Origin of the sequence: Streptomyces sp. NPDC048424, assembly GCF_040651555.1 — a bacterium.
Taxonomy (GTDB): Bacteria; Actinomycetota; Actinomycetes; order Streptomycetales; family Streptomycetaceae; genus Streptomyces.
Window position 1 is genome coordinate 434786 of record NZ_JBEZKE010000002.1, and the last position, 12972, is coordinate 447757.

12 protein-coding genes are annotated in these 12972 nt (G+C 71.5%); 5 read left to right on the forward strand and 7 right to left on the reverse strand.

The window, feature by feature from the left end; translation table 11 throughout:
- Positions 1 to 64: 64 nt before the first annotated feature.
- Positions 65 to 373 carry a hypothetical protein gene (locus tag AB0D29_RS04615; protein WP_362852101.1) on the reverse strand — a complete coding sequence of 103 codons (309 nt, stop codon included), beginning with the start codon at positions 371 to 373 and terminating at the stop codon, positions 65 to 67.
- A gap of 146 nt (positions 374 to 519) precedes the next feature.
- On the opposite strand from AB0D29_RS04615, the gene AB0D29_RS04620 reads away from it, so the two are divergent.
- The 3 genes from AB0D29_RS04620 to AB0D29_RS04630 all read left to right on the forward strand — a co-directional run bounded on the left by AB0D29_RS04620 (position 520) and on the right by AB0D29_RS04630 (position 3316).
- Positions 520 to 822, forward strand: coding sequence for a hypothetical protein (locus AB0D29_RS04620; RefSeq protein ID WP_362852102.1), 303 nt, complete (start codon positions 520 to 522; stop codon positions 820 to 822).
- A 144-nt stretch (positions 823 to 966) separates the two neighbouring features.
- The gene (locus AB0D29_RS04625) at positions 967 to 2226 is read left to right on the forward strand and encodes an Ig-like domain-containing protein (RefSeq protein WP_362852103.1); all 1260 of its coding nucleotides are present in this window, start codon (positions 967 to 969) and stop codon (positions 2224 to 2226) included.
- Positions 2227 to 2356: 130 nt separating this feature from the next.
- A complete protein-coding gene (locus AB0D29_RS04630) occupies positions 2357 to 3316 on the forward strand; it encodes a GNAT family N-acetyltransferase (RefSeq protein WP_362852104.1) in 960 nt (319 codons plus the stop codon).
- Here the strand turns inward: AB0D29_RS04630 and AB0D29_RS04635 are convergent.
- Positions 3306 to 4262 carry a helix-turn-helix transcriptional regulator gene (locus AB0D29_RS04635; protein ID WP_362852105.1) on the reverse strand — a complete coding sequence of 319 codons (957 nt, stop codon included), beginning with the start codon at positions 4260 to 4262 and terminating at the stop codon, positions 3306 to 3308. The genes AB0D29_RS04630 and AB0D29_RS04635 overlap by 11 nt on opposite strands.
- A 160-nt stretch (positions 4263 to 4422) precedes the next feature.
- Here AB0D29_RS04635 and AB0D29_RS04640 point away from each other — a divergent pair, with 160 nt between their 5' ends.
- A complete protein-coding gene (locus tag AB0D29_RS04640) occupies positions 4423 to 5469 on the forward strand; it encodes an NAD(P)-dependent alcohol dehydrogenase (protein ID WP_362852106.1) in 1047 nt (348 codons plus the stop codon).
- Between the two features lie 76 nt (positions 5470 to 5545).
- Here the strand turns inward: AB0D29_RS04640 and AB0D29_RS04645 are convergent, their stop codons facing one another.
- The 5 genes from AB0D29_RS04645 to AB0D29_RS04665 all read right to left on the reverse strand — a co-directional run bounded on the left by AB0D29_RS04645 (position 5546) and on the right by AB0D29_RS04665 (position 11720).
- Positions 5546 to 6751: a Shedu anti-phage system protein SduA domain-containing protein gene (locus tag AB0D29_RS04645; protein ID WP_362852107.1), complete on the reverse strand. Its 1206-nt coding sequence runs from the start codon at positions 6749 to 6751 to the stop codon at positions 5546 to 5548.
- A gap of 222 nt (positions 6752 to 6973) precedes the next feature.
- Positions 6974 to 7639 carry a peptide-methionine (S)-S-oxide reductase MsrA gene (gene msrA, locus AB0D29_RS04650; protein ID WP_362852108.1) on the reverse strand — a complete coding sequence of 222 codons (666 nt, stop codon included), beginning with the start codon at positions 7637 to 7639 and terminating at the stop codon, positions 6974 to 6976.
- A gap of 75 nt (positions 7640 to 7714) precedes the next feature.
- Positions 7715 to 8854, reverse strand: a complete 1140-nt coding sequence (locus AB0D29_RS04655; RefSeq protein WP_362852109.1) for a hypothetical protein — start codon at positions 8852 to 8854, stop codon at positions 7715 to 7717.
- Complete coding sequence (locus tag AB0D29_RS04660; protein ID WP_362852110.1) at positions 8851 to 10449, reverse strand: M48 family metallopeptidase; 1599 nt, start codon at positions 10447 to 10449, stop codon at positions 8851 to 8853. Before AB0D29_RS04660 ends, AB0D29_RS04655 begins: the two co-directional genes overlap by 4 nt.
- Before the next feature lie 167 nt (positions 10450 to 10616).
- Complete coding sequence (locus tag AB0D29_RS04665; protein ID WP_362852111.1) at positions 10617 to 11720, reverse strand: hypothetical protein; 1104 nt, start codon at positions 11718 to 11720, stop codon at positions 10617 to 10619.
- A 75-nt stretch (positions 11721 to 11795) separates the two neighbouring features.
- Between AB0D29_RS04665 and AB0D29_RS04670 the strand changes: the two genes are divergently transcribed.
- The gene (locus AB0D29_RS04670) at positions 11796 to 12953 is read left to right on the forward strand and encodes a cystathionine gamma-synthase (protein ID WP_362852112.1); all 1158 of its coding nucleotides are present in this window, start codon (positions 11796 to 11798) and stop codon (positions 12951 to 12953) included.
- Positions 12954 to 12972 lie beyond the last annotated feature (19 nt).

The window sequence follows — 12972 nt, forward strand, 5'->3', positions numbered from 1 at the left end:
CGGCGGGCTCTGGTGTGCGGCGAAGGGCCGCTCCGGGATCTCTCCCGGGGCGGCCCTTCGCCGTTCACCGGGAGCGGCGTACGGAGAAGGTCACGAAAGCGGCCCCGACGCCGAGGCAGAGCGTGCCGCCGAGCAGGTACGGGGTGGTGTCGACGGAGCCGGTGTCGGCGAGCAGGGCGGACGGGGCCTGCGGGCCCGCGTCGTCGGCGTTCTCCGCGCCGGTTCCGCCCTCCGCGGTGTTCGCGCCCGCGGGCATACCGGAAGGGCTCTCCGCGGACCCTGGTGAGGTGGCGCCCGCGGAGGGCACGAACCACAGGGCGGCGAGGAGGGTGGTCGCTCCGAGAGCGGTGAGCAGCGGTCGGCGTGCGGACACGGTGCGATCCCCCTTGTGGCAGCAGCGAATTGGCCGTGTGCGGTGATGCTACGGAAAGGGGCGGGTCGTGGGAAAGTCAGGGCTGCCGCGGGCTTACTCTCCGTCGTATGAACCCTACTGAGACATCACGCTATGTTCGCCTTCGGGTGGATTTGGTCCTTGAGGTGCCGGACGCCCAGGCACTCACCGGAGCCGCGCTCGCGCACATCAAGGCCGACGAGTTCATGCCGGACGAGGAGCGCGGCCACGCCGAGTCCGCCGTCCGCGAGGACGAATCGGAGGCCCTCGCCTACCTGGTGGACCCCACCGACCTGGTCGTGGGCATCCCCGGCGTGGAGCTGGCGCAGGCCTCCTGGAGCAGCGAGCCCGTGGAATACGACCCCGAGTCGATGGAGTGGGACCTCGACGAGGAAGATGGGGACTTCGACGAGGAACCCGACAACGCCTGACCGTGTGGTTGCCCACATCCCAACGGAATGTGGAACCGGCCGGCGCCGTTAACGCGTTGTCAGGACGAGGCAGGGGGTGATTCCCCCTGCCCGGCCAACCCCGGGACGGCAGCCCCGGGGTATCCGGCAACGATGGAGTGACGTGTGAGGACGGACAGCAAGCGACGGAGAAGGTCCCTGGCGGCCATATCCGTCGTGCTCGGCGGTGTACTGATGCTCTCGGCGTGCAACGACGGGGGCGACGACAAGCCGAAGGGCAACGGCGAGGCCAGCAAGTCCCAGGCGGAGGTCGACGCGGCAGCGGCCAAGGACGCGTCGAAGGCGAAGATAACCATCACGCCGAAGGACGGCGCCACCAACGTCGGCCTCAACGACGCCGCCAACGTCGCCGTCAGTGACGGAACGCTCACCCTGGTCGAGCTGAAGAGCAGCGAGGGCGCGGCCGTGGCGGGCAAGATCGCCGCCGACGGCAAGAGCTGGAAGCCCGACGCGGCCCTGAAGCGCTCCACGAAGTACGCACTGTCGGCGACGGCGAAGGACGCGGACGGCCGCGAGGCCCACGAGAACGCCTCCTTCACCACCGTCTCCCCCGAGAACAGCTTCGTGGCCTCCTTCGTCCCGGAGGAAGGCCAGACCGTCGGCGTGGGCATGCCGGTCTCGATCACCTTCAACAAGGCGATCAAGGACAAGAAGGCCGTCCAGGCGGGGATCTCGGTCTCCTCCAGCAGCGGCCAGGAGATCGTCGGCCACTGGTTCAGCCCGCAGCGCCTCGACTTCCGCCCCGAGCAGTACTGGCAGGCGAACTCCACCGTCACGCTGAAGCTCGCACTGGAGGGCGTCCAGGGCGCTCCCGGCGTCCAGGGCGTCCAGAGCAAGACCGTCACCTTCAAGATCGGCCGCAGCCAGGTCTCCACGGTCGACACGAAGACGAAGAAGATGACGGTCACCCGGGACGGCGCGGTCCTCAAGACCATCCCGATCTCGGCGGGCTCCCCGGAGAACCCGACGTACAACGGCCAGATGGTGATCTCCGAGAAGTTCAAGGAGACCCGGATGGACGGCTCGACCGTCGGCTTCAAGAACGACGAGGGCAAGGGCGAGTACGACATCAAGGACGTCCCGCACGCCATGCGGCTGTCCACGTCCGGCACCTTCATCCACGGCAACTACTGGGGAGCCGACTCGGTCTTCGGCAGCGCCAACACCAGCCACGGCTGTGTCGGCCTGAACGACGCCAAGGGCGCCGGCGACCCGAACCAGCCCGCGGCCTGGTTCTACGACAACTCGCTCATCGGCGACGTGGTCACCGTGGTCAACTCCCCGGACAAGACCATCAAGCCGGACAACGGCCTCAACGGCTGGAACATGAGCTGGGCGGACTGGAAGGCCGGCTCGGCCGCCTGACGCCGCGCGAGCGGACGCGGCCGAACCGCGGACGGACGGCGGGGAACCCTCGGGGGTTCCCCGCCGTCCGTCTTTCACGGAGGCCGAAAACCGCTCAACGCCGCCTCCGGACCCCGTCTAGGGTCTGATCATGACGATCCGCTCCCTCGCGCTGCCCCCGACCGACGCCGAGGTGGACGCCTGGCTGGCGGTCCTGACCGCCGCCGGGGCCGCCGACCAGCCCCAGCTGCCCGCGCCCACCCGCGCGGAGGTCGCCGGGCGGCTGTGCGTGCCGCCGGCGCGGGGCCGGCCCGTGCTCTGGGCGGCGGGCGAGGGCGCGGGCGCGGCGGCCCTGCTCCTGTTCACGGACGAGGGGAACACGCACACCGCGTTCCTCGACGTGCTGACCGTACGGCCGCAGGAGCGGCGGCGCGGCGTGGGCACCGCCCTGTGGGAGCGGGTCCGCGAGGAGCTGCTCGCGCAGGGCCGGACCTCGGTCGCCGCCCTGGTGGACCTGGGCGGTCCGGGGCAGGCGTTCGCCGAGTCCCTCGGCTTCGAGAACGTCCTGCCGATGGCCTGGTACGAGCAGGAGCTCCCCGCCGACGGGCCCGCACCGGTCCCCGCCACGCCCGGCTACGAGCTGCACACCTGGCACGGCCTTGCCCCCGACGCCTGGGCGCCGGCCCTCGCCACGGCCCACGGCGCGATGCAGGACGCCCCGAGCGGGGACATGGACGAGCGGATCCCGCTCTGGACGGCGCAGCGGCTGCACACCCTGCAACAGCTGATCATCGACAGGGGCGGCGAGCTGACCACGGTCGCGGCGCTCACCCCGGCGGGCGAGGTGGCCGCGTACACGGAACTCGTCCTGCCGAACCCCGCCGGCGCGCGCGCCCTCCAGCACGACACGGTCGTCGCCCCGGGCCACCGCGGCCACGGCCTCGGCCGCGCCGTGAAGCTCCGCATGGCCGCCGAGGCCGCCACCCGCTACCCGGCCCTGCGCCACATCGCCACGACGGTGGCCGACGCCAACACCCCCATGCGCACGGTGAACGAGGCCATCGGCTACCGCCGCGAGCGCGACGCGGGCATCTTCCAGCTCAAGCTGTAGCCGGCCCCGGGACACCGGCCGCCGGCTGCCGTTCCGGCTGCCGTTCCGCCTGCCGTTCCGCCTGCCTTTCCGCCGACGGCCGCGCGGGCGGCGCCGCGGTCGACCGGGCGTCCCAAGAGGCCAGCAGGCGCAGGGCGTCCGCCGAAGCGGAGCCGGGCGCCGCGTGGAAGGTGACCAGGGACTGCGCCGGATCGTCAGGGAGCGTCAGCGTCTCGAACGACAGGTGCATCTCACCCACGAGCGGGTGCCGCAGGACCTTCACCCCGTGCGTCTTGTCCGCCACCGTGTGCGCCGCCCACAGCCGCCGGAACTCCTCGTTCTTCACCGACAACTCCCCGACCAGCGCCGACAGCTGCTCGTCGTCCGGGTGCTGACCCGCGTACACCCGCAGGTTGCTGACCACCTCGCACGCCCGGCACTCCCACTCCCCGTACAGCTCCGCCGTCGCGGGGTCCAGGAACACCAGCCGCACCAGGTTCCGCTCCGCCACCGGCAGCGCCCCGAAGTCCCCGAAGACCGCCGCGGCCAGACGGTTCCAGCCGATGACGTCCTGCCGGTGCCCCACCAGGTACGCCGGTACGCCGTCCATCGCGTCCATCAGCGTCCGCAGCTCCGGCCGCACCTGCTGGGGGCGCCGGCCCTGCCGGCGCCGGCGCGCCTTCGGCCGGGCCAGGTCGGCCAGATGCGCCCGCTCGGCGGCGTCCAGCCGCAGGGCCCCCGCGATGGCGTCCAGCACCTCCGCCGACACGTTGTGCCCGTCGCGCTGCTCCAGCCGCGTGTAGTACGCGACCGACACCCCCGCCAGCTGCGCCAGTTCCTCGCGGCGCAGCCCGGGCACGCGCCGGCGGCGCCCGTAGTCCCGCAGTCCCACGTCCTCGGGGCGCAGCCGCGCGCGGCGGGAACGGAGGAATTCGCCGAGGCAGGCTCGCTGATCAAGCTGGTCCATCCCGCCAGTATCACCGCGCGGCGCGGCGCGGTGCCGGCGTGAGCCTGACCCCGCCAGGGGTAGGTTCGCCGGTCGTAGTCAGGACAGGGGGATGGGTGGACCGCGGCCGGACCGGCAGCATGGGGTCCACCGCCCGACTCACCGCTCGAAGGAGCACCCCGTGTCCGTCACCCAGGTCGCCGCCTACGCCGCCCCCGCCCCCAAGGCCCCGCTGGAGCGCACCACCGTCCCGCGCCGCCCCGTCGGCGAGCACGACGTCCTCATCGACATCAAGTACTCCGGCATCTGCCACTCCGACATCCACCAGGTGCGCGACGGCTGGGGCGAGGGGATCTACCCCATGGTCCCCGGCCACGAGATCGCCGGCGTCGTCGCCGAAGTCGGCGCGGGCGTCACCAGGTTCGCCGTCGGGGACCGGGTGGGCGTCGGCTGCTTCGTCGACTCCTGCCGGGAGTGCGCGTACTGCCTGCGCGGCCAGGAGCAGTACTGCGTCAAGGGCATGACCGGCACCTACAACGCGCTCGACAAGAACGGCGAGCCCACGTACGGCGGTTACTCGACCCACCTCGTCGTCGACGAGAACTACACCGTCCGCATCCCCGACGGCCTCGCCCTCGACGTCGCCGCCCCGCTGCTGTGCGCCGGCATCACGCTCTACTCCCCGCTCAGGCACTGGGGGGCCGGCCCCGGCACGAAGGTGGCGATCGTCGGGCTCGGCGGCCTCGGCCACATCGGCGTGAAGATCGCGCACGCGCTGGGCGCGGAGGTCACCGTACTGTCGCAGACCCTCCGCAAGAAGGAGGACGGCCTGAAGCTGGGCGCCTCCCACTTCTACGCCACCGGCGACGAGGCCACCTTCGAGGAGCTGGCCGGGAGCTTCGACCTGATCGTGTCCACCGTCTCGGCTCCGCTCGGCCTGGACGCGTACCTGGGCCTGCTGAAGGTCGACGGGGCGCTGGTGAACGTCGGCGCCCCGGAGGAGCCCGTCGCCCTCAACCTCTTCTCCGTCATCGGCGGCCGCAAGACCCTCGCCGGATCGATGATCGGCGGCATCGCCGAGACCCAGGAGATGCTGGACTTCTGCGCCGAGCACGGGCTGGGCTCGGAGATCGAGTTGATCAGCGCCGGCCAGATCAACGAGGCGTACGAGCGGGTGCAGGCGAGCGACGTGCGCTACCGCTTCGTCATCGACGCCTCGACGATCTGACCGGCCGCCGCCCACACGGTGACCTGAGGCGGCGGCGGAGCTGCCGCCTCAGCGGGCACGGCAGGTCCGTCGGACGTCATTGCCAGCCGGTCAGTGCGCGCTCCGCGTTGTCGACCAGTTCCTTGTAGGTCACGACCTCAACGCGGCTCATGTGTGTGTTGAGCGTGCGCAGGGCCTCGTTGATTTCGTCTTCGGCGACGTTCGGTTGGACGGAGGGGTGTCCGATCAAGACGAGTGCGCTCGCTCGGCGCGTTTCGATTCCCAGTTCATCCCGGATGCGGAGCCGGTGTTCGTCCAAGCCGACAAGGTAGTTCACCGCTTGGCTCACCGCGTCGTGTACTTCAGCCGTGGGAACCCAGCACCCTCGGTGTCTCTTGACCAGGGAGCCCTGGAGGCTCATGGAGCGCTTCAACTCGACGATGTGCAGCGCACCATCCCCACGGATCAAGGGGATGTCCACCTCGTCACCCGGCACCAGTCGACGCTGGACCGCTTGGCTCGCGAACTGCCCACCGAAGATCCAGTGCTGCCCGTCCAGGGCGCGTTGCAGGTCCAGTTCGCTCGCCCGGGGATCCTCCACTGCCTTGCGCAGCGCCTTCAGGCCCCCTCGGCGCCGCTGAATTTCTGCTGCCCGGAGCAACAGCTGCCCCTCCTTGTCCGCTGCCAAAACAGCCAGAGATTCAGGGGACATCACGATGCGGCGGGCAGCTTGCTCCGGATCCTCCAGATCAATCCGGTTGCGGAAGACCTGCTCCAGCCATGCAGCCATCTCGGCAGAGCCACGAAGTATCCGATACCGGCCGGGCTGCTCCTGCGACCGTTGCATGTAACCCGCGTCCCGGGCAACGGCCTCCACATGGGTCAGCACCTCGCTCGGGCTCGCCCCGGGATGCCGGCGGAGGTACTGGTCCCCGAGTTGCGCGAAGAAGGCCAGACTCGCGGAGAGCGTTCGTGCCAGGTAGTCCTGATGTGGGCTCGACGGTTCTGCCGACCGTTGGAAGAGCCGGTAGCGCTCTTCGAAGTCCGGCCGGAGGATGCGTCCTTCGGCGTAGTCCAGAGAATCTTGTATCAGTCGCACGACTTGCCACTCGTCCGCCGTTGCCGCAGTTGAGCGCACCGCCTTCAGCAGGGTGACGAGTGCTCGGCCTCCCCGGTAGGGGCTCCTGCCGCCGTTCATGTGCGTGACGACCGATTCAAGGGCGTCCTTGACCTCGGACGCGATGGCTTGCTCGGCGACGTGTGCCAGTTGCAGCTTCAGCGCGAAGTCGGATCTCACATCCACGGACACCAGTCTGGTGCCCGGCACTGACAGCGTGTCGTAGCCGAGAGAGCGACGGCTCCGAGACGGGTACGCGGGGCGTCCCGCGCAGGCCGCTGTGTGAGCCTCCGGTCCCTCGGAGCCACGGGCCCTGCCCATGAGGGGTCTGGGCGCGCAGCGCGCTGCTCACCGGATCGGAGCCGGTCAGCAGCGCGCTCAACGTCGCCGTGACTTCCGGCGGGAGGTTCAGCCGTCCGCCGTGGCCACGCCGATCGGGCAGGAGACGCCCGTGCCGCCGATGCCGCAGTAGCCGCCCGGGTTCTTGTCCAGGTACTGCTGGTGGTGGGCTTCGGCGGGCCAGAAGGGGCGGTCCGCCGCCGGGAGGACCGCCGTGGTGATCTCGCCGTAGCCCGACGAGGCCAGGACCTGCTGGTAGGCCGTGCGGGAGGCCTCCGCCGTCGCCTGCTGGGCGGGGGAGTGGGTGTAGACCGCGGAGCGGTACTGGGTGCCGACGTCGTTGCCCTGGCGGAAGCCCTGGGTGGGGTCGTGGGACTCCCAGAACAGCTTGAGGAGGGCCGCGTACGAGACCTGGGACGGGTCGAAGACCACGCGGACGACCTCGGTGTGGCCGGTCAGGCCCGAGCAGACCTCCTCGTAGGTCGGATTCTCCGTGAAGCCGCCCTGGTAGCCGGCCAGCGTGGTCCACACCCCGGGGGTCTGCCAGAACTTGCGCTCCGCGCCCCAGAAGCAGCCCAGGCCGAAGTCGGCCACCTCGAGGTGCGCGGGGTACGGGCCGGACAGCGGATTGCCGAGCACGGTGTGCTTCTCGGGCAGGGCGAAGAGCGGCTGCGCGCGGCCCGTCAGGGCCTCCTCGCGGGTGGGCAGCTCGGGCGTACGGCGGTACGAGAACATGGATTCCCTCCTTGTGGCAGTGACAACGGAAAGGGGCGGGCCGGGATTCCCCGGCCCGCCCCCTTTCCCTCCGCGTCAGAGGCCCGGCGTGGCCACGCCCACGGCCCAGTCGCGGGCGTACAGGTACCGCCGCTTCGGCTCTCCCGCGTACGACCACGGCATGGCGCCGATGAACCCGTCGATGTGGCGGAACTGCTCGACCGCCTGCTCGTCGCGGTCCTGCCAGAACAGCAGGTACGCCAGCATGTGCCGGATCCGAGCCGTCCCGGGGTGGTCGTCGCCCGCCGCCGCCAGGTCCAGGAGCGCCGCGTCCACCGCGGCGACGATCTCCGGCTCCTTGAAGAACGTCTCGGCCGCCAGGTCCTCCTCGTCCGTCTCCTGCTCGAAGTACGCGATCAGCGGCAGCAGGGACAGCAGGTCACCGGGCTTGCCGACGGCCGCCGACTCCCGCGCGAAGGCCAGCGCCAGCTCGTGCGAGCCGCGCCACTTCCGGCACCAGTACTGCAGGCCGCTGACGTGCGACCACAGCACCTTCGGGTCGCGCTTGACGACCTGGTCCCACAGCTCCCGGTACCGCTCGTGCGAGTAGCCCAGGCCCTGCCCGATGGGCTGCTCCACGATGTACGGCGTCGGGTCCGCCGGGTCGGCGAGCCGCTGGGCCTCGTGCGCGGCCTCCTGCGCCTTGACCAGCAGGTCGTGGAAGAGCCGGAACTGCTCCTGCGTGGTGCGGCTGCCGGACTGGCCGCCGCGCACGTTCCACGCCACCATGATCGCGGTGTCCGCGTTGACCAGGGCCGCCGTCGGGTCGGCGGGCCGCGCCGCGCGCCAGGCCAGCAGCCAGGCGTCGTCCTCGGCGGCCTCCTCGGCCAGCGGGCGGACCCGCTCCATCCGCTCCTGCCAGTCCTGCCCGGCCGCCTCGATGTAGGCGGCTCCCGCCTCCCAGTCGCCCGCGCGGACGGCCTCCAGGACGGCGGTCCGCTCCGGCGGCACCGGCGCGGGGTTCTCGGTGTCCAGGTCGGCTTCCGCGACGAAGCCCAGCGCGACCACCGCCGCCGCCTTCTCGGCCTTCCGGCCGGTCTCGATGGCCTCCGTACCGGCGTTCAGCGTGCCGATCTCGGCTTCCAGCCGCTTCGCCTTGCGGATGAAGTGGACGCCGCGCAGGAACTTGAACGCCGCGGCCGCCAGCAGGAGGCCGAGGATGTAGAGACCGATCACGGGGCAAGCACCAGCTTTCGCAGGGGTTCGGTGTCGGGCTGGTCGGAGACGACCGCGTCCAGGGCCGCGCCGAGCTGCTCCTCGAACCCGTCAACCGCGTAGACGAGCGCGGCCGACTCGGACCAGGACAGCTGCCAGCGGGCGGCGCCGCGGGCCGTCAGCTCGACGCTGACCAGCTGGTTCAGGGCGCGCCGCAGGACCGGGCGGGCGAACTCGCGGGCCGTGCGGCCGGTCGCGGCCGCCGCCTGCTCGGACTTCGGGAAGCGGTCGGTGATCCGCCAGCGCACCGCCGGGTCGGCGTCGACCGCGTCGAGCAGCTCGGCGAGCCCGGGGCCCGCACCCTCGGCGGTGAAGGCCTCACGGACCTCCTCCGCGCCCTGGCCGACGTACAGCGTCATGGACTCGTGGACCAGGTCCTCCCAGTCCACCCGCTTGAGCGCGAGCGCCTCGGGGGTGAGGACGACCTGCTCCAGAGCGGCCAGCGCCGCGTCCGCGTCGGACAGCAGCTCCAGCGCCGGACGGGCGGCCTGCCCGGCGCGGCCGTCGTCGGGCAGCGCCTCGATGCGGGCCACGCGCTCGGCGAGCGCGGGGTGGGAGTCGTACGCAGAGGTGGGCTCGGTCGACAGCTCCTGGCGCAGCTCGTCCAGATCGGCCGAGCGGGCGTCCAGCAGCCGGCGCAGCCCGCCGAAGACCTGACCGGGCCGGGGCAGCAGACCGGCGCCGACGCCGAGGGTGGCGTACGAGCCCATGTAGAAGTCGTGCGCCGAGTCGAGGGCGTTCAGCTCGCGCAGCGCGGAGGCGGCGGAGTCGCGGCCGGCGACCCGGACCGAGGCGAGGTCGGCGGCGAGCTCCTGACGACGGGAGGTCGAACGGGTGGCGCGCATGTAGAAGTTGCCGTAGGCCATGTAGATCTTGGCCATGGCGCGGTACATCGCACCCTCGCCCGTGGTGTCGACGCCCTTGGCCTTCTTGCCCTTGGCGATCCGCTTCTCGTCCCTCTTCTCCTGCTTCGCGCGCTCCTTGGCGACCTTGCCGTCCGCACGCTCGTGGAAGTGGCCGATCGTACGGATCAGCTGGGCGCGGCCGCGGGCGATCAGCGGGGTGAGGCGGGTGTCGAAGTTCGCGTAGTGGCCCATCTCGTGGGCGAGCACGGCGCGCAGCTGCATCTCGTCCAGGCCCGTCATCAACGGCAGGCCGAGGTAGAGGCGGCGGGTGCCGGGCCGCAGGCCCAGCAGCCCGGCGTCCTCGCTGACGGCCGCGTTCACCTCGTCGATCAGCACGATCTCGTCGGGCGCGCGGGTGCCGACCTGCTGCGCGATGTCACGCACGGTCTGCCACAGCAGCGGTTCCCGCGCCTCGCTGACCGTGACGCCGGCGGGCGGCTCGCCCTTGGGCGTGCGGAGCATGAACAGGCCGCGCACGATCGGAACGGCGAGGACGAAGGAGACGATGACGAGCTTGAAGACGATCGGCCCGTGCAGCCCGGTGACGAGGGCGTAGTCGGCGCCCGCGAGGGCCGCCAGCAGGACGACACCGAGCAGATAGAAGCCGGCGAGCAGGACGAGGGCGCGCAAGGCGCGCAGCGAAGCGCCCATATGGACAGATCCCCCCACGGGATGAAAGTGGTGCGAAGTGCGGTGCGGGACGCGGAGGCCGCCGCCAGCCGCATCATGCGGCTCTGTGGTCACTTACAGCAACTTTATTCACCAGGGATTTCGCCTGGCCCGTGGGGGTGGGGACACCCGGGTCCGGGGTGCGCGAGCTACTGGGGGAGGGTCGCCGGCGACCCTCCGTTCGCCTCGTACCCCGCCACCGCCAGCGCCCGGAACACCGCGTACGCCGCCGCCGGGTCCTCCGACTCCGACCACGGCAGCGCGCCCACGTAACCGTCCACGTGCCGCACCTGCTCCATCGCCTCCGCCCAGCGCTCCATGCGGACCAGGAACATCAGCAGCAGGTGCCGTACGTGCGCCTGCATCGGGTCGTCCTGACGCGCCGTGTTCACCGCGTACAGCGCGCCCTCCACCGCCCGCGTCACGACCGCGCTCTCGTAGTAGGCGGTCATGACGATGTCGGGCGTGTTCTCGTACACCGAGAACAACGGCAGCGCCGCCAGCAGCGAGCCCCGCGGAGCGCGCGCCGCGGCCGCGTGCGCGAACGCGTCCGCCAGCTCCCGCGAGCCGTGCCACTTCGCGCACCAGTAGTGCAGCGCCGCGATGTGCGCCCCCATGTGCTCCGGCGCCCGGTCGATGACCTTCGCCCACAGGGCGTCGAACTCCGCCTCCGAGTACGCCAGACCCCGCGCGATCGCCAGCTCCGTGATGTACGGGACCGGATCCTCCGGAGCCTGCAGCGCGGCCCTGCGGCACGCCTCCCGGGCCTCCTCCAGGATGATCCGGTGATCGGTGGACCCGACCCCGCCCGAGTGCCGCCACGCCTGCTGAACCAGCAGCTCCGCGTGCACCTGCGCGCCGCCCGCGTCCTGCTCCGCCTCCAGCCGCCACGCCTTCAGCCACTGCGCGCCCACACCCGGCTGCGCCACCAGCTCCAGTGCCGCCGCTCCACCGAAGGCCTGCACGCGCTGCCAGCGCCGCTCGCCCTCCCGCGGGGTCCCGGCGAGCAGCTGCGAGGCCGCCTGCCACTGGCCGGTGCGCCGCACGTTGTCGAGGGCGTCCATCAGGTCCTGGTCGGGCCCGGGGACGCGGATGTCGAGCTCTTCCTGCCGGTCGAATCCGTAGTTCGCCGGGTCCGCCGCGTCAGGGCTGTCCGGCGCGACCAGGCGGATGCCGCCGCGCCTGCGCCGGATGTACGGACCCACGATGAACACGATCATGAGCATCGCGAACAGCAACCACAGAATCTCCATGCCTCCAGCGAACCAGACCGAGGGGGCCACAGGCCAATAGGGGACCCCAACCCGGGCTGGGCATAGCATCTGACCATGAGCGACGACAGCCACGAGCACCAGAGCTTCGAGACCCGCGCGATCCACGCGGGCAATACGGCGGACCCGCAGACCGGCGCGGTCGTACCCCCGATCTACCAGGTCTCCACGTACAAGCAGGACGGCGTCGGCGGCCTGCGCGGCGGTTACGAGTACAGCCGCAGCGCCAACCCGACACGCACCGCACTGGAGGAGAACCTCGCGGCGCTGGAGGGCGGCCGGCGCGGGCTCGCCTTCGCGTCCGGACTGGCCGCGGAGGACTGCCTGCTGCGTACGCTGCTCTCCCCGGGCGACCACGTGGTCATCCCCAACGACGCGTACGGCGGCACCTTCCGCCTCTTCGCGAAGGTCGTCTCCCGCTGGGGCGTGGAGTGGTCGGTGGCCGACACCTCCGACCCGGAGTCCGTACGCGCGGCCCTCACCCCGAAGACGAAGGTCATCTGGGTCGAGACCCCCTCCAACCCGCTGCTCGGCATCACCGACATCGCCGTGGTCGCCGACATCGCGCGGACGGCCGGCGCCAAGCTGGTCGTGGACAACACCTTCGCCTCGCCCTACCTCCAGCAGCCGCTGGCGCTGGGCGCGGACGTGGTCGTGCACTCGCTGACCAAGTACATGGGCGGGCACTCCGACGTGGTCGGCGGCGCGCTGGTCACCGCGGACGAGGCGCTCGGCGAGGAACTGGCCTACCACCAGAACGCGATGGGCGCGGTGGCCGGCCCGTTCGACTCCTGGGTCGTGCTGCGGGGCATCAAGACCCTGGCCGTGCGCATGGACCGGCACGCGGAGAACGCGGGCAAGATCGTCGAGGTGCTCAAGCGGCACCCGAAGGTCACCAAGGTCCTCTACCCGGGCCTGCCCGAGCACCCGGGCCACGAGGTCGCGGCCAAGCAGATGCGCAACTTCGGCGGCATGGTCTCCTTCCAGGTCGCCGGCGGCGAGGAAGAGGCCGTCGCGGTCTGCGGCCGCACCAAGATCTTCACCCTGGCCGAGTCCCTGGGCGGCGTCGAGTCCCTCATCGAGCACCCGGGCCGCATGACGCACGCGTCGGTGGCCGGCTCGGCGCTGGAGGTTCCGGCGGACCTGATCCGGGTCTCGGTGGGCATCGAGAACGCGGACGACCTCATCGCGGACCTCACCCAGGCCCTGGGCTGACCCCCGGGCCCCCGCCGGG

Coding starts and splice junctions, on each gene's coding strand:
- AB0D29_RS04630 (WP_362852104.1), top strand. CDS start 2,357: ATGACGATCCGCTCCCTCGCGCTGCCCCCGACCGACGCCGAGGTGGAC.
- AB0D29_RS04660 (WP_362852110.1), bottom strand. CDS start 10,449: ATGGGCGCTTCGCTGCGCGCCTTGCGCGCCCTCGTCCTGCTCGCCGGC.
- AB0D29_RS04635 (WP_362852105.1), bottom strand. CDS start 4,262: ATGGACCAGCTTGATCAGCGAGCCTGCCTCGGCGAATTCCTCCGTTCC.
- AB0D29_RS04665 (WP_362852111.1), bottom strand. CDS start 11,720: ATGGAGATTCTGTGGTTGCTGTTCGCGATGCTCATGATCGTGTTCATC.
- msrA (WP_362852108.1), bottom strand. CDS start 7,639: ATGTTCTCGTACCGCCGTACGCCCGAGCTGCCCACCCGCGAGGAGGCC.
- AB0D29_RS04670 (WP_362852112.1), top strand. CDS start 11,796: ATGAGCGACGACAGCCACGAGCACCAGAGCTTCGAGACCCGCGCGATC.